General features: G+C 42.1%; 34 protein-coding genes. 2 read left to right on the top strand and 32 right to left on the bottom strand.

The window, feature by feature from the left end; all coding sequences use genetic code 11:
* Positions 1-249: 249 nt before the first annotated feature.
* Positions 250-474, bottom strand: coding sequence for a hypothetical protein (locus P8610_RS18400; protein WP_289497498.1), 225 nt, complete (start codon positions 472-474; stop codon positions 250-252).
* Between the two features lie 152 nt (positions 475-626).
* Between P8610_RS18400 and pdaB the strand changes: the two genes are divergently transcribed.
* The gene (pdaB, locus tag P8610_RS18395; protein WP_289497499.1) at positions 627-1,388 is read left to right on the top strand and encodes a polysaccharide deacetylase family sporulation protein PdaB; all 762 of its coding nucleotides are present in this window, start codon (positions 627-629) and stop codon (positions 1,386-1,388) included.
* 25 nt (positions 1,389-1,413) lie between these two features.
* Here the strand turns inward: pdaB and P8610_RS18390 are convergent, their stop codons facing one another.
* The gene (locus P8610_RS18390) at positions 1,414-2,031 is read right to left on the bottom strand and encodes a KinB-signaling pathway activation protein (protein ID WP_394605705.1); all 618 of its coding nucleotides are present in this window, start codon (positions 2,029-2,031) and stop codon (positions 1,414-1,416) included.
* A gap of 147 nt (positions 2,032-2,178) precedes the next feature.
* On the opposite strand from P8610_RS18390, the gene gerD reads away from it, so the two are divergent.
* Entirely contained in the window at positions 2,179-2,787 is a 609-nt protein-coding gene (gene gerD / locus P8610_RS18385) for a spore germination lipoprotein GerD (protein WP_289497503.1), read from the top strand.
* A gap of 73 nt (positions 2,788-2,860) precedes the next feature.
* Here the strand turns inward: gerD and P8610_RS18380 are convergent, their stop codons facing one another.
* From P8610_RS18380 to rpsQ, 30 genes are all read right to left on the bottom strand, one after another.
* Positions 2,861-3,910: an Mrp/NBP35 family ATP-binding protein gene (locus tag P8610_RS18380; RefSeq protein ID WP_289497504.1), complete on the bottom strand. Its 1,050-nt coding sequence runs from the start codon at positions 3,908-3,910 to the stop codon at positions 2,861-2,863.
* Positions 3,911-4,059: 149 nt separating this feature from the next.
* Positions 4,060-4,785: an N-acetylmuramoyl-L-alanine amidase CwlD gene (gene cwlD / locus P8610_RS18375; protein WP_394605704.1), complete on the bottom strand. Its 726-nt coding sequence runs from the start codon at positions 4,783-4,785 to the stop codon at positions 4,060-4,062.
* Positions 4,786-4,858: 73 nt separating this feature from the next.
* Positions 4,859-5,299 carry a DUF2521 family protein gene (locus P8610_RS18370; protein ID WP_394605703.1) on the bottom strand — a complete coding sequence of 147 codons (441 nt, stop codon included), beginning with the start codon at positions 5,297-5,299 and terminating at the stop codon, positions 4,859-4,861.
* Between the two features lie 278 nt (positions 5,300-5,577).
* Entirely contained in the window at positions 5,578-5,970 is a 393-nt protein-coding gene (rpsI, locus tag P8610_RS18365) for a 30S ribosomal protein S9 (RefSeq protein ID WP_066237857.1), read from the bottom strand.
* Between the two features lie 17 nt (positions 5,971-5,987).
* Positions 5,988-6,425 carry a 50S ribosomal protein L13 gene (rplM, locus tag P8610_RS18360; RefSeq protein WP_066237860.1) on the bottom strand — a complete coding sequence of 146 codons (438 nt, stop codon included), beginning with the start codon at positions 6,423-6,425 and terminating at the stop codon, positions 5,988-5,990.
* 150 nt (positions 6,426-6,575) lie between these two features.
* On the bottom strand, positions 6,576-7,328 hold the full coding sequence (truA, locus tag P8610_RS18355) for a tRNA pseudouridine(38-40) synthase TruA (protein ID WP_394605702.1): 753 nt from the start codon (positions 7,326-7,328) through the stop codon (positions 6,576-6,578).
* Positions 7,329-7,341: 13 nt separating this feature from the next.
* Positions 7,342-8,139 (bottom strand): energy-coupling factor transporter transmembrane component T family protein, encoded by a 798-nt coding sequence (locus P8610_RS18350; RefSeq protein WP_394605701.1) that lies wholly within the window; start codon positions 8,137-8,139, stop codon positions 7,342-7,344.
* Position 8,140: 1 nt separating this feature from the next.
* On the bottom strand, positions 8,141-9,007 hold the full coding sequence (locus P8610_RS18345; RefSeq protein WP_394605700.1) for an energy-coupling factor ABC transporter ATP-binding protein: 867 nt from the start codon (positions 9,005-9,007) through the stop codon (positions 8,141-8,143).
* The gene (locus P8610_RS18340) at positions 8,992-9,822 is read right to left on the bottom strand and encodes an energy-coupling factor ABC transporter ATP-binding protein (RefSeq protein WP_394605699.1); all 831 of its coding nucleotides are present in this window, start codon (positions 9,820-9,822) and stop codon (positions 8,992-8,994) included. The genes P8610_RS18345 and P8610_RS18340 overlap by 16 nt, the downstream gene beginning before the upstream one ends.
* Positions 9,823-10,185: 363 nt before the next feature.
* Positions 10,186-10,548, bottom strand: coding sequence for a 50S ribosomal protein L17 (rplQ, locus tag P8610_RS18335; RefSeq protein ID WP_066237878.1), 363 nt, complete (start codon positions 10,546-10,548; stop codon positions 10,186-10,188).
* A 58-nt stretch (positions 10,549-10,606) separates the two neighbouring features.
* Positions 10,607-11,551 carry a DNA-directed RNA polymerase subunit alpha gene (locus tag P8610_RS18330; RefSeq protein WP_394605698.1) on the bottom strand — a complete coding sequence of 315 codons (945 nt, stop codon included), beginning with the start codon at positions 11,549-11,551 and terminating at the stop codon, positions 10,607-10,609.
* A gap of 143 nt (positions 11,552-11,694) precedes the next feature.
* The gene (rpsK, locus tag P8610_RS18325) at positions 11,695-12,090 is read right to left on the bottom strand and encodes a 30S ribosomal protein S11 (RefSeq protein WP_066237883.1); all 396 of its coding nucleotides are present in this window, start codon (positions 12,088-12,090) and stop codon (positions 11,695-11,697) included.
* Between the two features lie 20 nt (positions 12,091-12,110).
* A complete protein-coding gene (gene rpsM, locus P8610_RS18320; RefSeq protein ID WP_066237886.1) occupies positions 12,111-12,476 on the bottom strand; it encodes a 30S ribosomal protein S13 in 366 nt (121 codons plus the stop codon).
* A 21-nt stretch (positions 12,477-12,497) separates the two neighbouring features.
* Complete coding sequence (gene rpmJ, locus P8610_RS18315) at positions 12,498-12,611, bottom strand: 50S ribosomal protein L36 (RefSeq protein ID WP_007203526.1); 114 nt, start codon at positions 12,609-12,611, stop codon at positions 12,498-12,500.
* Between the two features lie 35 nt (positions 12,612-12,646).
* Positions 12,647-12,865: a translation initiation factor IF-1 gene (infA, locus tag P8610_RS18310; RefSeq protein WP_066237890.1), complete on the bottom strand. Its 219-nt coding sequence runs from the start codon at positions 12,863-12,865 to the stop codon at positions 12,647-12,649.
* Positions 12,858-13,181 (bottom strand): KOW domain-containing RNA-binding protein, encoded by a 324-nt coding sequence (locus P8610_RS18305; RefSeq protein ID WP_066390694.1) that lies wholly within the window; start codon positions 13,179-13,181, stop codon positions 12,858-12,860. Before P8610_RS18305 ends, infA begins: the two co-directional genes overlap by 8 nt.
* Positions 13,182-13,195: 14 nt before the next feature.
* Positions 13,196-13,942, bottom strand: coding sequence for a type I methionyl aminopeptidase (gene map, locus P8610_RS18300; RefSeq protein ID WP_289497514.1), 747 nt, complete (start codon positions 13,940-13,942; stop codon positions 13,196-13,198).
* Positions 13,939-14,592, bottom strand: coding sequence for an adenylate kinase (locus tag P8610_RS18295; protein WP_289497515.1), 654 nt, complete (start codon positions 14,590-14,592; stop codon positions 13,939-13,941). Before P8610_RS18295 ends, map begins: the two co-directional genes overlap by 4 nt.
* A 69-nt stretch (positions 14,593-14,661) precedes the next feature.
* Positions 14,662-15,963 carry a preprotein translocase subunit SecY gene (gene secY / locus P8610_RS18290; RefSeq protein ID WP_289497516.1) on the bottom strand — a complete coding sequence of 434 codons (1,302 nt, stop codon included), beginning with the start codon at positions 15,961-15,963 and terminating at the stop codon, positions 14,662-14,664.
* Entirely contained in the window at positions 15,963-16,403 is a 441-nt protein-coding gene (gene rplO, locus P8610_RS18285) for a 50S ribosomal protein L15 (protein WP_066237907.1), read from the bottom strand. Before rplO ends, secY begins: the two co-directional genes overlap by 1 nt.
* Positions 16,404-16,434: 31 nt before the next feature.
* A complete protein-coding gene (gene rpmD / locus P8610_RS18280; RefSeq protein ID WP_066237910.1) occupies positions 16,435-16,623 on the bottom strand; it encodes a 50S ribosomal protein L30 in 189 nt (62 codons plus the stop codon).
* 14 nt (positions 16,624-16,637) lie between these two features.
* Complete coding sequence (rpsE, locus tag P8610_RS18275; RefSeq protein WP_066237913.1) at positions 16,638-17,138, bottom strand: 30S ribosomal protein S5; 501 nt, start codon at positions 17,136-17,138, stop codon at positions 16,638-16,640.
* Positions 17,139-17,152: 14 nt separating this feature from the next.
* Positions 17,153-17,515 (bottom strand): 50S ribosomal protein L18, encoded by a 363-nt coding sequence (rplR, locus tag P8610_RS18270; RefSeq protein ID WP_066237916.1) that lies wholly within the window; start codon positions 17,513-17,515, stop codon positions 17,153-17,155.
* A 31-nt stretch (positions 17,516-17,546) separates the two neighbouring features.
* Positions 17,547-18,086, bottom strand: coding sequence for a 50S ribosomal protein L6 (rplF, locus tag P8610_RS18265; RefSeq protein WP_066237919.1), 540 nt, complete (start codon positions 18,084-18,086; stop codon positions 17,547-17,549).
* 24 nt (positions 18,087-18,110) lie between these two features.
* On the bottom strand, positions 18,111-18,509 hold the full coding sequence (rpsH, locus tag P8610_RS18260; protein WP_066237923.1) for a 30S ribosomal protein S8: 399 nt from the start codon (positions 18,507-18,509) through the stop codon (positions 18,111-18,113).
* A gap of 32 nt (positions 18,510-18,541) precedes the next feature.
* A complete protein-coding gene (gene rpsN, locus P8610_RS18255; protein WP_066237928.1) occupies positions 18,542-18,727 on the bottom strand; it encodes a 30S ribosomal protein S14 in 186 nt (61 codons plus the stop codon).
* Between the two features lie 24 nt (positions 18,728-18,751).
* Positions 18,752-19,291 (bottom strand): 50S ribosomal protein L5, encoded by a 540-nt coding sequence (gene rplE / locus P8610_RS18250; protein ID WP_289497518.1) that lies wholly within the window; start codon positions 19,289-19,291, stop codon positions 18,752-18,754.
* Between the two features lie 26 nt (positions 19,292-19,317).
* Positions 19,318-19,629: a 50S ribosomal protein L24 gene (rplX, locus tag P8610_RS18245; protein ID WP_066294477.1), complete on the bottom strand. Its 312-nt coding sequence runs from the start codon at positions 19,627-19,629 to the stop codon at positions 19,318-19,320.
* 57 nt (positions 19,630-19,686) lie between these two features.
* Positions 19,687-20,055 (bottom strand): 50S ribosomal protein L14, encoded by a 369-nt coding sequence (gene rplN, locus P8610_RS18240; RefSeq protein ID WP_066237936.1) that lies wholly within the window; start codon positions 20,053-20,055, stop codon positions 19,687-19,689.
* Positions 20,056-20,100: 45 nt separating this feature from the next.
* On the bottom strand, positions 20,101-20,364 hold the full coding sequence (rpsQ, locus tag P8610_RS18235; protein WP_289497519.1) for a 30S ribosomal protein S17: 264 nt from the start codon (positions 20,362-20,364) through the stop codon (positions 20,101-20,103).
* Positions 20,365-20,370 lie beyond the last annotated feature (6 nt).

Here is a 20,370-nt window from a genome sequence, read left to right as displayed (position 1 = left end):
TCGATTTTAAAACTGACGGAATTAATTCTTAATTCCTTACCTATTTCTTTTGTTCAGTTTTCAAAGAACTTTTTGTTAGCCGCTCGTTTTGGCGACTTTTATAAGATACCACCGTTGGCTAGTTGATGTCAACTGCTTTTTTACGTGATTCTTAATTTGTTTGTTTCGTTTATTTCAGCCGCTGTAAAAGCGACAAGAAGTAATATACCACCTTCAACATATCTTGGTCAATAGTTTTTATAAAAAAAGTTAATTTCTTTGTTTTTGCCGTAAGTATCTTCTGCAATCACAAGGTTTGGCGAACCGGCAAAATAACCGGTAGATGATCTGATACCTTTCTTCTAACACCGATTTTACAATAGCGTCAATTTTATGGTCTTCCAGATCAAATCTGAGTTCTTCCATTTCTTTTTTAAGCACATATTCAAACTCGTGAAGTTCTTGATGATTTAAGAGCATTCCTACTAAAGACAATAGACGACACCCCGCTTGTTTTTTTCTTTTAACATTATTGCCATGAAAATGACGAGTTATTATTTTTTAGGTTTTTCTAAATAACCGTCATATCTTGTCCTTACAATCATAGATATTTTGTAAGGAAGATGGACAAGGGGGTAAATGGTGATATGAAATTTTTCTTTGTCATAAACGGTAAAAAAGTGAAACAATACATGGTTGTTGTTTTCGCTGCATTCTTTGCCGCTTCGATCGCTTTTGTAGGACAGCAGCAATTATCTGTTTTTTCATCAAAAGATGGTCCACGTGCAATCTACAAAGGTGAAGATCAGGGAAACAAGGTCTCACTCACATTTGATATTAGCTGGGGAGATAAAAGGGTTACGCCAATCCTTGATGTCTTAAAAGAAAAAGGCGTAAAAAACTGTACGTTCTTTATTTCAGCTGCTTGGGCAGAACGTCATCCTGATATTGTGGAACGTATCGTAAAAGATGGTCATGAAGTGGCGAGTCTCGGCTATCAGTACAAAAGCTATACAGAATGGGAAGATAAGCAGATTAAACGGGACATCTTACTAGCTCAGGAAAAGATTAAAAAAGTATCAGGTAAGATGACATCGCTTCTTCGTCCGCCAAACGGTAATTTTGATGAGCGTGTTCTGAACATTTCTGAAGACCTTCATCATACGGTAGTTCACTGGAGTATCGACACGAAGGATTGGAAGAACCCCGGAGTAGATCAAATTGTTACGACCGCTACTAATAAAACAAAAGCTGGAGATATCATTTTACTTCATGCTTCTGACTCTGTTAAGCAAACTCATAAAGCACTCCCGACTATTATTGATAAATTGCGGGGAGATGGCTTTAAATTTGTAAGCGTGGGTGAAATGATCGCAAATACAGAAGCAAACAGCAAAGAGGTTAACTAATAAACGTAAAAAAGCCCCTGCTTAATTAGGCAGAGGGCTTTGTTTGTTTAGATTGCTTATCTTGATCAGACTGCAGCAATCGGTGGAGCATTAAAATTTGATACGTGTTACAAAGCATCAATGGAACAAACCCCATCCAAAGTGAAAGTGTGTTGTTCTCTTTTAAAACGGGCACCCACTCTAAGATGGTTACCACGGTAATAAAGAAAAGCGTTGGGATAAATGCTACATTGGACGTTTGTTTTACTTTTAAGTAAGCGATGATCAATCCGTAAAGTAAGATGGCAAGAGGAATCAATATATAGTTAAGGATACTGTCGCCGTCTTTATGAAAAGAAGTATATCGTAAAAAGAATAGATCAAATAATACAACAGCAATTAGAACAAGCTGTACACCGTTCCATAGGCGGTGGCTCTTAAAGATGCCAAGTCCAAAGCGATGTACGGTTAAATAAGCAAAGAAGCCCATTTGGCTAAATACACTGAACAACGCACCGAATCCAATCAATCCAAAGATATATAATAATACCTCGAAAAGGCTGCTGTTCTCAGGAAACTTTAATATAAGACCCACTGTAATTGCACTTACAATTCCAATTAACAGTGTGGTAATGAATAAAAAGAGCCAGCTTTTAATTTTCACCCTTGTTTTCCCCCTCTAACATGTTCCGTAACGATTGTACCAATGTCCTTTTTAAATTGCCAGTTTTCCTTTAAATAACCAGTATAAATACGTGTTAAAAATCAATCCTATAAGTATCGAGCCCACTTGAAAGGAGGAGGAATTCGGTTGAAAAAAATATACATTTTCCTCTTTTGTATCTCGCTCGCTGCTCTATCAGGCTGTGCACAAGAAGCCCAGGGCAGTTCACAGGTTGATTATGAAGCAACTAAGAAGATGCTCGTCGATCTGTTGAAGACCGATGATGGAAAAAAGGCCATTAAAGAAGTTTTATCTGATAAAGAAATTCAGCAAGATATATTGATTGATCAACAAGTAATCAAACAAACGATTGAACAGCAACTTCTTTCTGAAAAAGGACAAAAATTCTGGCAGACGCTTTTTAAAGACCCTAAGTTTTCAGTAGCCTTTGCAAAAAGCATGCGTAAAGAACACGAAAAGCTGATGAAGGACTTAATAAAAGATCCACAATATCAGGCAGAAGTAATGAAGATCATGCAGAACCCGCAAATGGCACAAAAGTTATTAGCACTTGTCGATACACAGCCTGTCAGAAAAGAAATGAAAAAAGTGATGCTTGAAACATTTGAAAGTCCAATCGTACAAGCTCAAATTCAAGAAATGCTGAAAAAAGCAGCTCATGAAGAAATTGATCAATCCATTTCCAAAAAGGAAAAAGAAGCTGCAGGCGGCCAAGGTTCCACAAGTCCACAATAAAAGAGGCTGTCCGATGAGTAAGGATAACTTACTTTTTCGGCAGCCCTTTTACTGTTGTTAAATATCAATCAGATCAGCTTTTTGTTTTTTCAATAATGGTTTTTGCCATTTGGATGTAGTGTTCACCGATCGGATGTGTTTGCTCATACACGCTCGGCGCAAAGTCATCTTCTTTGATTTCAGGCTGACCAAGCGGAATTTGCCCAAGCAAAGGAACATTCAGCTCTTCAGCTAATCGCTTTCCACCGTCTTTACCGAATACATATTCTTTTTCACCTGTAGATTCACTTTGGAAGTACGCCATGTTTTCAACGATTCCAAGTACTTCATGGTTAGTTTTAATCGCCATCGTACCCGCTCGCGCTGCAACGAAAGCTGCTGTTGCATGAGGTGTCGTTACAATGACTTCTTTACATTTAGGAAGCATTTTATGAACATCAAGTGCAACGTCACCTGTTCCAGGCGGCAAGTCTAGAAGGACGTAATCGAGATCTCCCCATTCGACTTCGCTAAAGAAGTTCATCAGCATTTTTCCTAACATCGGCCCGCGCCAGATAACAGGTGCATTATCTTCCACGAAAAAAGCCATTGAGATTACTTTTACGTCAAAACGTTCAACAGGAAAGATACGGTCCCCTTTTACTTTCGGGCGTTCTGTGATCCCCATCATGTCTGGCACACTAAACCCGTAAATGTCCGCATCAATCAATCCAACTTTTTTCCCTAGTCTTGCAAGCGCAACTGCTAAGTTAACGGAGACAGTAGACTTTCCTACGCCGCCTTTCCCGCTTGCAATCGCAATAAATTCTGTTTTGCTATTTTCGGAAAGAAGAGTAGTTGGTGCAGCTTGCTGAGCTGTACTTGGATCTGCCGCTGTAACATCGTCTCTTTTCTCGAAACGAAGACCGACTGATTCTACTCCTGCATTCTTCAGCACTTGCACGATCTGCTGCTGAAGCTGCATTTGTTCGGGTGTACTTGTATGAGCAAGTCCAATCTTAAGCCCGACATAGCCTTCTTTTATCTTTAACTCACGGATACTGCCGGAGTCCACCATACTTTTATGTAAATAAGGGTCTTGAATAGGACCTAACAGCTCGATGACTTTTTCTTCTGTAAGCACATAGACACATCCTTTACCTGTAAAATTCCTTTTCAGTATATCACAACCTCAATGGACAAGCATGTAAGCGGTTTTTTAGAACATGTAAAAAAGGTCTGCTTTAGTTAAATCATTTGAAAGTGGTTGATATTCAAAAAATAAAACCCCCTCTAATCAAGAGGAGATTTTGGTAGTGGTTCATTTGTATAAAATCGGAGCATTCCTTGGTAGATCGATGCCGCGACACTCTTTTGATACGATTCTGTTTTCAGCAGTTCTCGTTCTGTCGGATTGGATAGAAAGCCAACTTCAACTAATGCGCCTGGTACTTCTGCAGTCCGAAGCAGGTAAAGACCTTCCATAGATTTTGCAAACCTGTTTGTATTTTGCAGATTGCGTTTAATTTCATCTTGAATAAATTTAGATACGTTTTCCCCATCCTCTTTACCTGGATGATAAAAGACTTGGGCGCCTCTCCACCTGGATGAAGGCAATGAATTTAAATGAATCGAGATAAATAAGTCCGCATTATTTTCATTAATAATTCGCTTTCGTTCTTTGAGATCTTCCCACTTGCGATGTCTTAATTTTTTTGTCCATTCATTCGCAAGATCTCTATCCGTTTCGCGCGTCATGATGACCAGTGCTCCCGCTTCTTGCAAATAATCACGAAGCAAAACAGAAATGTTTAATGCGATCTCTTTTTCCAGAACTTTTCCGTCTCCAATAGCACCGCCATCAACACCGCCATGACCTGGGTCAATGACAATGATTTTTCCTGACAGCGGCAGATTCCAAGACCGCCATGAGTCATCATCTAAAAAATGATAGGTGAAAATAAAGAAAAGGACTGCGCATCCTAATGCAAATGCGGCTCCCTTCACCCACTTCTTCATGTTTCGTCCCCCTATACAAGCCATATAATAATATGTATATGGGACAAGACAAGATTTATTACCTGTTGAAGTTTTATTGAAGCTTCATCCGATATCGTTTTTCACCGTTTTTGTAGCCTTCCATCCACCAAATATGGACATACGCTTCACAGCAAAGATGCAGCGATTCCATCATCATCTCAGTTCCCCAGCACCAGAACTGCCAGTATTCAAAAAGTCCATCAGCAATTGCTGTTTGTTTTTCGTACGCTCGATCCTTAATTTTTTCTAATGTTTCACCATGATAAGCAAAACGGCTGTAGCTCGCTCCTAAAAGATAAGCATCTATCGCCATATCGATACATGCATCTTCAATGTCATTTTGATAAAGAAGCGAGTATTGAAAAAATGGCTGAAATAACCGCTGGAATTCTTTTTTTATCGTAGCGAGCGACAAATCCCGAAGCACTTTCCGCTCGAATGTTTCTTTTTTAAAACGCTGTTTCTCCTTAAAATTGTTTAAAACGATTGCCATCATTGCCTCCCCTTTCTGCGCGTTTTGTCACGCAATGTTTTTCCATACTTTTATTTTCTCCAAGGGAGGAAAGACGACACTGCATAAAAGATGGGAAAAAGCCCATTACTCACTCAGCAAAGGGGGATTTATGATTTGTCATTAAATTAGTGATTTGTTTAATTTTTGTTTAGACTCAATAATTTTAATTCAGACTCAATTATCCCGAATCAGCCCCATTACATAAAAAAACCCCGCTCTCCGAAGAGAACAGGGTTTTGATATAAACGTAATAAAAATTAACGTTTTGAGAACTGAGGTGCACGACGAGCGCCTTTAAGTCCGTACTTCTTACGCTCTTTCATACGAGCGTCACGAGTAAGGAATCCAGCTGCTTTAAGAGATCCGCGGTACTCAGGATCTGCTTCTAGAAGCGCACGAGAGATACCGTGACGGATAGCTCCTGCTTGTCCAGTGTATCCACCGCCATGAACAGTTACTAATACGTCATACTTATCAGTTGTTTCAGTTGTGTTAAGTGGTTGCTTAACGATAAGCTTTAATGTTTCTAATCCGAAAAATTCGTCAATGTCACGTCCGTTGATAACGATACGGCCTTCACCAGGAACTAATCGTACACGCGCTACGGAGTGCTTACGACGTCCAGTGCCATAATATTGTACTTGTGCCACGTAAATACCCTCCTTTTTTATCCGCGTAACTCGTAGTTTTCAGGTTTTTGTGCTTGATTGTTGTGCTCAGCTCCAGCATAAACGTGAAGCTTTTTGAACATTTGGCGACCAAGGCTGTTCTTTGGAAGCATACCTTTGATTGCTAGTTCAAGCATTTGGACCGGACGAGTTGTACGCATTTCTAATGCAGTTCTCGTACGAAGTCCACCTGGGTGACCAGTGTGGCGGTAATAAATTTTGTCTGTTAATTTCTTACCTGTTAATTCGATCTTTTCTGCGTTGATGATGATTACGTGATCACCAGTGTCAACGTGTGGTGTATAAATAGGCTTATGCTTACCGCGAAGGATAGAAGCAACTTCACTGGATAGACGTCCAAGAGTCTTGCCTTCAGCGTCGATCACAAACCATTTACGTTCTACTTCAGAAGCTTTCGCCATGAAAGTCGTACGCATGTGTTTTCCCTCCTGTATCTTCAATCAATTTCAATTATATTTAATGTGAACATTTCCCAAAATATCTCCGGGGCATGTGGACGATATCTTTAGAAATACCAAATAATATCTTATAATATATAAACAACGATGTCAAGCGTATCCTAAATATTATTCCGTTTTCTCTTCGTAATTCACTTGATATAAATAGAGACCATGAGCAGGAGCCGTTTTGCCGGCAAGCGACCGGTCTTTCCCCTCTAAAATCGCAGATATCTCTTCTGGTTTTCTCTTACCTTGTCCAACTTCTAAAAGCGTGCCAACGATGATGCGAACCATGTTATACAAAAAGCCGCTGCCTCTGATCTTAAAAACGAGCGTGTTACCTTCTTCAACAGCATCCAATTCAAAAATAGTACGAACTTTGTCCGCCACTTCTGATTTGGCAGAAGAAAACGATGTAAAATCATGTGTGCCTAAAAATAACTTCGCCGCACGTTTTATATCTTCCACGTTCAAAGGATAAGGATAATGAAACATATGGTTTCGGCTGAACACATCTGGTTGTTTCCTTATGAGCAGCTTATAGTGATATTCTTTGCTGAGAGCCGAAAATCGAGAATGAAACGTGCTCTCAACCCGCTCTGCTTTTTTGATTAAAATATCGTTTGGAAGCATAGCGTTTAAAGCCTTTCCCCATGCTTCAGCCGGTATTTGGAGATCTGTATCAAAATGAAACACTTGACCGACAGCGTGTACGCCCGCATCTGTTCGTCCTGAAGCAGAAATGTTAACGGTCTCTCCCTTATGAATCTTTTGCAGCACGGCTTGGATGGTTCCTTGCACCGTTCTGCCGCTAGGCTGTATTTGGTACCCGGCAAACTCCGTACCGTCATAAGCTACGGTTACTTTCATACGAGCCATGTTCAATCTCCTTTTAACTGCGTAATAATAACAACGATGCCGTCAGCAATAATAGAAGCAGAAGCGCAAATGTGTCTCGTTTATGCCACTCTAATGCTCTAAGGCGTGTTCTTCCTTCTCCGCCTCGGTATCCTCTCGCTTCCATCGCAAGAGCCAGCTCTTCCGCTCGTTTGAACGAGGAAACGAATAAAGGAACTAAAAGCGGTACAAAAGCTTTTGCTCTTTCTTTAATCGGACCGCTTGTGAAATCAGCGCCGCGAGCCATCTGGGCTTTCATGATTTTCTCTGTTTCCTGCAGAAGTGTCGGGATAAACCTTAAGGAGATCGACATCATTAGAGCAAACTCATGAACAGGCAGTTTCCACTTCTTAAGTGGCCCTAAGAGATGTTCCAAGCCATCCGTTATATCAATCGGTGTTGTTGTTAATGTTAATAAGGATGTCATTAAGACAAGAAGGAGAAGCCTCATCGCGATAAAGACCCCTTGGATGATTCCACCTTCATAAATTTCTAGAAAACCTGCTTTATACAGCAGATCCCCTTCTTTTGTTAAGAACACATGCAGAAGCATCGTAAACACAACAAGAATAAGAATTGGCTTTAACCCTTTATACAAAAATCGCAGTGGAACTTTAGACATCGTGATAGTGACCGCAGTGAACGCAATAAGCAATCCGTAAGTCACCCAGCTGTTTGCTAGAAAAACAATAAACAAATAAAAGAACGCAACAATAAGCTTCGAACGTGAATCCATGCGATGCAATGGTGAAGATGCAGGGTAATACTGCCCGATGATTACATTTTGCAGCATATTAATTCCCCCTCTTCTTAAGGGAGTGACTCACTTGTTTAGCGAGCTCCTCAATCGTAAAACTGGATAGGGAAAGGTTTTGCCCTGATACTTCATTCCATTTGTTGAGGAATTGGACGGTCTCTGGTACATCTAGCCCTGCTTTAATCAGTAGTTCTCGCTGATTAAAGATATCGCTAGGTTTTCCATGCAGATACAGTTCACCCTTATGCATCACAGCGATTTCATCAGCATACCTCGATGCATCCTCCATGCTGTGAGTAACAAGGATCGTTGTTAGGTTATTCTTTTCATGAAGGCCGTAAAACAACTCCATGATCTCAACTCTGCCTGAAGGGTCAAGTCCTGCTGTAGGCTCATCTAAAATCAGCACTTCCGGACTCATAGCAAGGACTCCTGCAATCGCAACTCGGCGCATCTGCCCTCCGCTTAAGTCGAAAGGTGACTTTGTGAGCACGGATTGTGGAAGACCAACCATTTCAATTACTTTTGAAGCTGTTTTCTTGGCTTCTTCTTCAGACACCCCAAAATTGCGCGGTCCGAACATGATGTCTTTTTCAACTGTTTCTTCAAATAGCTGATGCTCTGGGTATTGAAATACGATTCCCGCTTTTTTTCGAAGCGGTTTTAAATCTTGTTTTTTACCGCCAGCTTTGAGCTCGGTACTTCCCATTTTTATTGAACCTTCAGAAGGCTTTAACAGCCCATTAAAGTGTTGGATAAGCGTGGATTTTCCCGAACCGGTGTGCCCGATCAAAGCAAGAAACGTTCCGTCGCCAATATCAAGCGTAATGTCGTGAAGCGCACGTCTCTCAAATGGAGTGCCTTGCATGTAGCGGTGTTCTAGGCGGTTTATGCTAATTTCCATAATGCATTCACCAGCTCTTCCTGCGTTAAATAGCTTTTATCAAGCTCCACACCTTGTTGGCGGAGAGCTTCACTCAATTTTAGTGAAAACGGTAAATCCAGACCGGCCGATTTCAACAATTCACGCTGTTGAAAGATGTCCTCAGGTGTACCTTCAGCTGCCTTTTCTCCCATTTTCATGACGACAACTCTGTCTGCACTTAGCGCTTCCTCTAAATCATGTGTAATGGAAATGACAGTGATGCCTTCTTTTTTATTCAGTTCCCGAACAGTCTCGATAACTTCAATTCGTCCGATCGGATCAAGCATCGATGTTGCCTCATCCAGTACAATAACAGATGGCTTCTGTGCCAAGATGCCTGCAATAGCCACCCTTTGTTTCTGACCGCCGGATAACTGATGAGGTTCCTGGTTTAAGAAAGCTTCCATTCCCACACGTTCTACACTTTCGCTGATACGCTTTACCATCTCTTCACGGGGAACGCCGAAATTTTCAAGGCCAAACGCAATATCGTCCTGCACGCTTGTCCCAACAAACTGATTATCAGGGTTTTGAAAGACCATACCCACTTGTCTTCTCACTTCCCATATGTCATCTGGGCGCTCTGTCGTGTAGTCTGAGACAAAAACGGCACCTTCGTTCGGCAACAACAGTCCGTTTAACATTTTCGCCAACGTGGACTTCCCAGAGCCGTTGTGGCCTACAATGGAAAGCCATTCCCCTTTGTGTACATCTAATGTTACACCTTTAAGTGTAGGTGTCTCTTCTCCCGGATAATAAAAGGTCACATCTTTAACGGTAATGATGTTTTCCATGTGACATCCTCCTCTTAGCTGCTGCTCATTCTAAGCTGCTCTCTGCTCGTAGTAGTTGATAAAATTACTTTAAACAATGATAGGCGGAGAACTTTCAGGTAACATTAATAGCTTTTGCTTTAGAATTGTTTCCCCTTCATTGAAAAGTTGATTGGAGCGCAAGGTGCGAGACTCTCGGCTAGGACAAGCGGTCAGGTGAGACCCTTAACGGCGCAACGCGGCAAGGGGCTCACCGCCTGCCCCGCGGAAAGCGAGCACCTGGAGCGCAAATCACGCTCACATATACAACTAGGCTTTTTCAATAAAAATAAAAAAGGGCAAGATTGTCATTGAAGACTTGATCCCGCCCTTTCATACGTTTTATTAAACTAATTCAATGATAACCATTGGTGCACCATCACCACGGCGAGGGCCGATTTTTGCGATGCGAGTGTAACCACCGTTACGCTCTGCATAGCGAGGTGCAAGATCACTGAAAAGTTTTTGAAGAGATCTTTGTCCAGACTCAGCGTCTGCTACTTCGTTACGAAGGAACGATGCAGCCTGACGGCGAGCATGAAGGTCTCCACGCTTACCAAGCGTAATCATTTTTTCAGCAAATTTACGAACTTCTTTTGCACGTGCTTCTGTAGTTTCAATACGCTCGTTGATGATTAAATCAGTAGCTAAATCACGAAGCATTGCTTTACGAACCGCAGATACACGACCTAACTTTTGGTATCCCATGCTTGTATTCCCTCCTCTGCGCGTTTCTCTCTCGTCTTGAAAAAGCGCGTATTACGAATTAATCGTCAGCGCGTAATGAAAGACCTAGCTCTTCAAGTTTCTCTTGAACTTCTTCAAGAGATTTCTTTCCAAGGTTGCGTACTTTCATCATGTCTTCTTCAGACTTATTCGCAAGTTCTTGAACTGTATTAATGCCAGCACGCTTTAGGCAGTTATAAGAACGAACAGAAAGATCAAGTTCCTCGATCGTCATCTCAAGTACTTTTTCTTTTTGGTCTTCTTCTTTTTCTACCATAATCTCAGCGTTCTGAGCTTGATCTGTTAAGCCAACAAAAATGTTTAAATGTTCGCTAATGATCTTCGCACCAAGAGAAACTGCTTCCTCTGGACGAATGCTCCCATCTGTCCATACATCAAGCGTTAGCTTATCATAGTTTGTTACTTGTCCTACACGAGTGTTTTCCACTTGATAGTTTACACGAGAAACTGGTGTGTAAATAGAATCAACAGGAATAACTCCGATCGGCAGGTCTTCGCGTTTATTGCCTTCTGCCTGAACATAACCACGACCACGTTTAGCATGAAGCTTCATTTGGAAATGAGCGCCTTTTGCTAGTGTTGCGATATGAAGATCCGGGTTAAGGACTTCAACATCGCTGTCATGAGTGATGTCGCCAGCTGTTACAACACCGTCACCTTGAACATCGATTTCGAGTGTCTTCTCTTCATCAGAGTAAATCTTCATTGCAAGTTTCTTTAAGTTTAAGATGATGGTTGTAACATCTTCAACTACACCTTCAACTGTAGAGAACTCATGCAATACGCCATTGATCTGAATAGATGTAACTGCTGCACCAGGTAGTGAGGACAACAAGATACGACGCAAGGAGTTGCCTAGTGTAGTCCCGTATCCACGTTCAAGTGGTTCAACAACAAACTTTCCGTATGTGGCATCGTCGCTGATTTCAACCGTCTCAATTCTTGGCTTTTCGATTTCGATCATTCAACTGAACCCTCCTTCAAACGTCGAATCTCGGCTGGAGATTTCCAGCCGAAATTCCCCATAGGCATTCCGACTTATCAATTACCAAAACTTTTACTATAACCATTATAGACAAGTTATAGAAATATATACCGTGTATATCGTTACACGCGACGGCGTTTTGGCGGGCGGCAACCGTTGTGAGGTACAGGAGTAACGTCACGAATAGCTGTTACTTCTAAGCCTACCGCTTGAAGGGCACGGATTGCTGCTTCACGTCCAGCACCAGGTCCTTTAACGGATACTTCCAACGTTTTCATACCATGTTCCATTGCAGTTTTACCAGCTGTTTCAGCTGCCATTTGTGCTGCGAACGGAGTAGACTTACGAGAACCTTTAAATCCTAGGTGACCAGCAGTCGCCCAAGAGATTGCGTTCCCGTGCGTGTCAGTGATCGTAATGATCGTGTTGTTGAATGTAGAACGGATATGTGCTACGCCGACTTCAACATTCTTTTTGACACGACGTTTACGTGTATTAGTCTTACGTGCTTTTGCCATTTAGAGTTTACCTCCTTTACTTACTTTTTCTTATTCGCTACTGTACGACGAGGTCCTTTACGAGTACGGGAGTTGTTCTTCGTGTTTTGACCACGTACTGGTAATCCACGACGATGACGAACACCACGATATGCTCCGATCTCGATTAGACGCTTGATGTTTAGTGATACTTCACGACGAAGGTCACCTTCCACTTTATGTCCATCGATGACTTCGCGGATTTTATTTAATTCATCTTCAGTAAGATCACGAACGCGTGTATCTTCAGAAACTCCAGCTGCAGCAAGAATTTGCTGTGCTTTTGTTTTACCGATACCGAAGATGTATGTTAAAGAGATTACTACTCGCTTATCACGAGGAATATCTACACCTGCAACACGTGCCATAATTTTTGCACCTCCTGTATATTAACCTTGTTTTTGTTTATGTTTCGGATTTTCACAGATCACCATTACAGTGCCTCTGCGGCGAATCACTTTACATTTTTCACATATTGGCTTGACTGATGGTCTTACCTTCATTTTTTATAACCTCCTTATGTCACGGAGTACATTGATTATTTAAAACGATACGTTATACGACCACGTGATAAGTCATACGGAGACAATTCTACGGTTACTTTATCCCCTGGAAGAATTCGAATGTAGTGCATACGAATCTTTCCAGAAACGTGCGCTAGAACTTTGTGTCCGTTTTCTAGTTCAACACGAAACATGGCGTTCGGAAGAGGCTCAATAACTGTACCTTCTACCTCAATAACATCATCTTTAGCCATCGACTTGATCTCCCTTCTTCAGAGCAATGACTTTCTCGTCGGAAAACTTCGCTACTGCATAACGCAATTTGCCATTGGTTACACGACCTGTTTCAAGAATGCTTTTAACAACTTCCGGAGAAGTAAAATCCAGCAGTTCTAAGTGGTTTAGGTTCTTGCGCTTGGCTCGATCAAACTTACGCTTGTCGCCATCTGCGACGAGGACGAAACGCCCATCGAGAATACCGACAATAACACCTAACCGATCTGCGTCTCTTCCTTTTAGTATCCGAACCAGTTGTCCTATGTTCGGTACCGAATCAGATTCGCTTACCATTTCATCACCTTCACTTAGATCTTTGTTAAGATTTCAAAGCCTTCTTCCGTAATGACAACCGTGTGTTCAAAGTGAGCACACCATTTGCCATCCGTTGTGACAACCGTCCAGTTATCGGATAATGTTCGAACATAGCGAGTTCCCGCATTAATCATAGGTTCTATTGCTAAAACCATGCCCTTTTTCAGTACCGGTCCTTTACCAGGCGGTCCATAATGAGGAATTTGCGGGTCCTCATGTAAGTCCTGGCCTATTCCATGTCCGACGTATTCGCGAACAACAGAAAACCCTTCATCCTCAGCATACTTTTGTATCTCATGAGAAATGTCAGTTAACCGGGCACCGGCTTTTGCTTTCTCGAGTCCTTTATACAAAGACTCTTCGGTTACATCCAGAAGTTTTTGAGCTTCTTCCGAAATCTCGCCAACTCCATACGTCCAAGCGGAGTCACCGTGGTATCCATTGTACTTCGCCCCAATATCTATAGAGATAATGTCGCCATGGTTGAGTACGCGTTTACCTGGAATTCCGTGCACAAGTTCTTCATTTACAGAAGCACAGATGCTTCCACTAAAACCATTATAGTTTTTAAATGAAGGAATTGCACCTTGGCTGCGGATAAACTTATCAGCAATTTTGTCCAGTTCCTTAGTAGTTATGCCAGGCTTAATGTGTTTTTTTAACTCTTGATGAGTTAAGGCAACAATGCGACCTGCCTCCCGCATGATTTCAATCTCTCGCGGTGTTTTGCAGATTATCATTTCGCCAATCCCCCAATAAGTTGGTCAATGTCTTGAAAGACTTTGTCGATATCCTGATCACCATTAACGTTTTTCAGGTAACCTTTTTCACCATAAAAATCAAGCAGAGGTTTAGCCTGCTTCATGTTTACATCTAAACGGTTTCGAACGGTCTCTTCATTATCATCTTGACGTTGGATAAGCGTACCGCCGTCTTTATCACATACTCCTTCAACCTTTGGCGGGTTGAATATTACATGATACGTGCTTCCGCATGTTTGGCAAATCCGACGACCTGTTAATCGCTGCATAAGCTGATCGGAATCTACTGATATGTTTAACACATAATCAATCGTTCTTCCTAGCTCAGTTGTGATTTCTTCCAGCGCTTCCGCTTGGGCAACTGTCCGAGGGAATCCATCTAGTAAAAATCCTTTTTCGCAGTCCTTTTTAGAAAGTCGGTCACGTACGATACCGATTGTAACTTCGTCAGGAACGAGGTTACCCGCATCCATGTACGATTTTGCCTCAAGTCCAAGAGGAGTCTCCTCTTTAATTGCTGCTCGGAACATATCTCCAGTAGAGATATGAGGTATTCCGTATTTCTCAACAATTCTTTCTGCTTGAGTACCCTTACCTGCTCCGGGCAATCCCATTAAGACTAGATACATCTAATCCCTCCATAAATCACAATCGTCTTTTTTAAAGAGCTGGCTGGGAAGATCACTCTTCCCTCGCTCTTATTTAATGAAGCCTTTGTAGTGCCGCTTGATCAGCTGGCTCTCAATCTGCTTCATGGTGTCTAATGCCACACCTACAACAATCAGCAAGCTTGTTCCACCAATTTGAATGGCTGGCGGAAGGTTCAAACCTGGAATTGCTGTAAAGACAACTGGCAGGACTGCAATTGCAGCCAGGAAAAGAGATCCAACAAATGTTAATCGATACAGAATTCTTGTTATATAAGTTTGAGTGTTAGCTCCTGGACGAATGCCGGGAATGTATCCACCCTGCTTCTTTAAGTTTTCCGCCATTTGCTCCGGATTTACCTGGATAAACGTATAGAAATACGAGAACCCGATAATAAGGAGCGCATATATAATCATTCCGACTGGCTTCGTGTAGTCAAACGTGTTGATAATCCAAGTCGTAACATCATTCTGTCCGAAGAAGCCAGCAACAGTTCTTGGCGTGATGATCAAGGAAATCGCGAAGATAACCGGGATAACACCTGCTGCATTAACTTTGATCGGAAGATGAGTAGACTGGCCGCCAACAGGCTTTGTTCCAACGACTCGTTTTGCATACTGAATCGGGATTTTCCGAACACCTTGTTGAATAAAGATAACACCCATAATAATGAGTACAATCGCAAGAGCAAGCAGTACAACCGTTACGATATGCATGAATAACTGATCGCTACCGCCTTCAAATTGCGTTGTGAAAAGCTGGTTAACTGCTGTAGGAATAGCTGCGGCAATCCCCGCAAAAATCAGAACTGAAATTCCGTTTCCAATCCCCTTAAGGGTAATCTGCTCACCCAACCACATTAAGAATGCAGTACCTGCAGTTAAAACTAACGCGATAAATAGATACGTAGCCGGGCTAGGGTTTTGTATAAGTCCTGGGAAAAGATTGTTAAAACCGATAGACATACCGATAGCTTGGATAAAACCAAGAACAATAGTTCCATAGCGAGTGAACTGAGCTAATTTCTTACGCCCAACTTCACCTTGCTTACTCCACTCCGTAAATTTAGGAACAACGTCCATCTGCAAAAGCTGCACGATGATCGATGCTGTAATATACGGCATGATACCCATAGCGAAAATGGAGAAGTTTTGTAACGCTCCACCGCCAAACGTATTTAAAAAACCAAAAATGTTAGCACTGTCGCCTGTACTGAATTTCAGTACGTCGCGATTTACACCAGGTACTGGGATGAATGTTCCAAGACGGAACACCACCAGCATTGCAAGTGTAAACAATATCTTGTTTCTCAGATCACCCACACGCATAATGTTGGAGATTGTCTGGAACATTAGATCACCTCAGTAGTTCCGCCCGCTGCTTCAATTGCTTCTTTAGCAGAAACAGAGAATTTGTGCGCCTTAACTGTAAGCTTAACTTCTAACTTGCCATTACCTAGAACTTTGATGCCGTTTTTAAGACTGCTAACTACTCCAGTTTCAATAAGAAGTTCAGGAGTAACCTCTGTGCCCTCTTCAAAACGAACAAGTTTCTCAAGATTTACAACTGCATACTCTTTACGAGTAGGGTTTGTGAATCCGCGTTTCGGTAAACGACGTGCTAGTGGATTTTGTCCACCTTCGAATCCAGGTCTAACACCACCGCCTGAACGAGAGTTTTGACCTTTGTGACCACGACCACTTGTTTTACCATTGCCTGATCCGATACCGCGACCTACACGGTTGCGAACTTTACGGGATCCTTCTGATGGCTTCAACTCATGAAGTTTCATCTGAGCACCTCCTCATGATTTATTTATCTTTTTAAGCTTCTAATTCTTTCACTGTTAAAAGGTGAGACACCTTGTTAACCATACCGCGGATAGCCGCGTTATCTTCGTGCACAACTGTCTGGTGCATTTTGCGTAAACCAAGTGTCTTAACAACGATACGTTGGTTTTCCGGACGGCCGATTACACTGCGAGTGAGGGTGATTTCTAATTTCTTAGCCATCTAAAGTTCCCTCCTTAACCTAAAAGCTCTTGTACTGATTTACCGCGAAGTTTCGCAACATCTTCAGCACGCTTTAAATTTTTCAAACCTTCAATTGTTGCACGAACCATGTTGATTGGGTTGTTAGATCCAAGTGACTTAGAAAGGATGTCACCTACACCAGCAAGCTCCAATACCGCACGTACAGGTCCACCAGCAATTACCCCAGTACCTTCAGATGCAGGCTTAAGAAGTACGTTACCTGCTCCAAAACGTCCAATTACTTGGTGAGGAATTGTTGTTTTTACGATCGGTACAGTTACTAAGTTTTTCTTAGCATCTTCGATCGCCTTACGGATCGCTTCTGGTACCTCTTGGGCTTTACCAGTACCGAATCCAACGTGACCGTTTTTGTCACCTACTACAACTACTGCAGCAAAGCGGAAACGACGTCCACCTTTTACTACTTTAGCTACACGGTTAACGGTAACGACGCGTTCTTCAAGTTCAAGTTTGTTAGGGTCGATACGCATCAGGTTCCCTCCTTCGATTAAAATTCTAACCCAGCTTCACGAGCTGCGTCTGCTAATGCTTTAATACGTCCGTGATATAAATATCCGCCTCGGTCAAATACTACCGATTTGATTCCTTTTTCTACTGCGCGCTTAGCGATTTCTTGACCAATCGCTTTAGCAGCATCTACGTTTCCACCGTTTTCTACACTTACACCTTTATCAAGGGAAGATGCAGATACAATTGTTACACCTGCTTGATCATCGATCAATTGAGCATAGATGTGCTTTGTAGAACGGAATACGTTCAAACGAGGACGTTGTGCTGTTCCGCTTACAACGCGGCGAACACGAGCATGTCTTTTCTTACGAGCGACATTCTTATCTGCTTTCGTGATCATCCTTTGCACTCCTTTCCGCTACCTAACGGCTTTATTTACCAGTTTTACCTTCTTTACGGCGAACGAATTCACCTTCGTAACGAATACCTTTACCTTTGTAAGGCTCAGGTGAACGAACTGAACGGATGTTTGCAGCAACTTCACCTACACGTTGCTTGTCAATACCCTTAACAATAACCTTCGTGTTAGAAGGTACTTCGATGTCGATTCCTTGCTCAGGAACGATTTCAACAGGGTGAGAGTAACCTACGTTAAGTACAAGCTTGTTACCAGCTTTGGAAGCACGATATCCAACCCCGATAATTTCAAGAGCTCTTTCATAACCGTTTGTTACACCGATTACCATGTTGTTTAATACGCTGCGAGTTGTACCATGCAATGCACGGTGCTCTTTGTGGTCGCTCGGGCGTTCCACAGTAATTTCGTTATCTTGAACATTAATCTTAATGTCAGCATTGAATTTGCGAGAAAGTTCACCTTTAGGGCCTTTTACAGAAACCGTGTTGTCATTAGCAACATCGATCGTAACGCCACCTGGAACTTCTATCGGTTTGTTACCTACGCGAGACATGTTGACACCTCCATTCGCTATTTATTACCAAACGTACGCTAGAACTTCGCCACCCATTTGTGATTGGCGAGCTTCTTTATCAGTCATAATGCCTTTTGATGTAGATACGATCGCAATACCAAGTCCTCCAAGAACACGTGGAAGTTCAGTTGATTTTGCATAAACACGTAAACCAGGCTTAGAGATACGCTTAAGACCTGAGATTACACGCTCGTTGTTAGAACCGTACTTAAGGAAGATGCGAATCATTCCTTGTTTGCTATCCTCTACATATTCCACATCGCGAACAAAACCTTCACGCTTAAGGATTTCAGCTATTTCTTTTTTCATATTAGAAGCAGGAAGCTCCAATTTATCGTGACGAACAGTGTTTGCGTTGCGGATACGAGTAAGCATATCTGCAATTGGATCTGTCATAACCATTACTAGTTACCTCCTTCCCTTTTTTCAGGGTATTACCAGCTGGCTTTTTTAACGCCAGGAATTTGACCTTTGTAAGCAAGTTCTCTGAAACAAATACGGCACAGTTTGAACTTGCGGATTACTGAATGAGGACGCCCGCAACGTTCACAGCGCGTATATTCTTGCACTTGGAACTTTTGCTTGCGTTGTTGCTTAGCAATCATGGATTTCTTTGCCACGGGTAAACCTCCTTTGGCTAAAGGTTATTTTTGGAATGGCATTCCGACTTGTGTAAGAAGCTCACGTGCTTCTTCGTCAGTGTTCGCAGTCGTTACGATAACGATGTCCATTCCGCGAACTTTGTTTACTTTATCATAGTCGATCTCCGGGAAGATCAATTGTTCTTTAACACCTAGCGTGTAGTTACCGCGGCCGTCGAAAGACTTCTTGGAAACCCCGCGGAAGTCACGTACACGTGGAAGGGAAACGCTGATTAACTTATCAAGGAAGTCATACATGCGCTCTCCGCGAAGTGTAACTTTTGATCCGATCGGCATACCTTCACGAAGTTTGAATCCAGCGATAGATTTCTTAGCACGCGTAATCACAGGCTTTTGACCAGCGATAGCTGTAAGTTCCTCTACTGCTGTATCTAACACTTTAGAGTTGGATACTGCTTCCCCAACACCCATGTTGATAACGATTTTTTCGATCTTTGGTGCTTGCATTACTGAACTGTAATTAAACTTTTCCATTAGAGATGGTAAGATCTCTGATTTATATCGCTCTTGTAGACGGTTCATTATGTGTCCTCCTTTCACTCTGAGACTTATTTATCTAGGGTTTCACCAGATTTTTTGGCCACACGAACTTTTTTCCCATCAACTACATTGTAGCCTACACGAGTAGGAGCACCAGTTTTAGGGTCAAGAGGCATTACGTTAGAAGCATGAATTGGTGCTTCTTGGCTAAGGATTCCACCTTGTGGATTAGCTTGAGAAGGTTTAGCGTGTTTCTTAACAACGTTCACGCCTTCAACAAGCACTCTGTTAAGCTTCGGATAAGCTTCAAGGATTACACCTTGTTTGCCTTTATCCTTGCCGGAAATAACTTGTACTTTATCGCCTTTTTTCACATGCAATGGCATTGTGATGTTGCACCTCCTTACAAGACAATAAACGCCTTGCTAGTAAATATATTAAAGAACTTCTGGAGCAAGAGATACGATTTTCATAAATTGCTTGTCACGAAGTTCACGTGCTACTGGTCCGAAGATACGAGTTCCTCGAGGACCTTTATCATCCTTAACGATTACAGCCGCGTTTTCATCAAAGCGGATGTAAGATCCGTCGTTACGGCGCATACCACGCTTAGAACGTACCACTACCGCCTTAACAACGTCACCTTTCTTAACAACGCCACCTGGTGTTGCGGACTTAACCGAACAAACGATAATGTCACCAACGTTAGCGTACTTACGACCAGAACCACCAAGAACTTTAATGCAAAGTAACTCTTTCGCACCGGAGTTATCAGCTACTCTTAAACGGGATTCTTGTTGAATCATGCGAATGGACCTCCTTTCGGATATGAGTATAATCCGAACAATTTATTAAATAATTACTGCTTCTTCTACTACTTCGATTAAACGGAATCGCTTGTCTTTAGAAAGCGGACGCGTTTCCATAACCTTTACGATATCGCCAATTTTAGCAGTGTTGTTTTCATCATGCGCTTTTAACTTTTTAGAGTATTTAACGCGTTTGTTATATAAAGTGTGAGTCTTGTATGTTTCAACAAGCACTGTAATCGTTTTGTCCATCTTGTCAGAAACAACACGACCAGTGTACACCTTGCGCTGGTTACGTTCACTCATTGTGCG

Origin of the sequence: Fictibacillus sp. UD, from assembly GCF_043558025.1 — a bacterium.
GTDB lineage: Bacteria > Bacillota > Bacilli > Bacillales > Fictibacillaceae > Fictibacillus.
The sequence above is the reverse complement of the archived record's forward strand: the minus strand, read 5'-3'. Positions and strand labels throughout refer to the sequence as shown.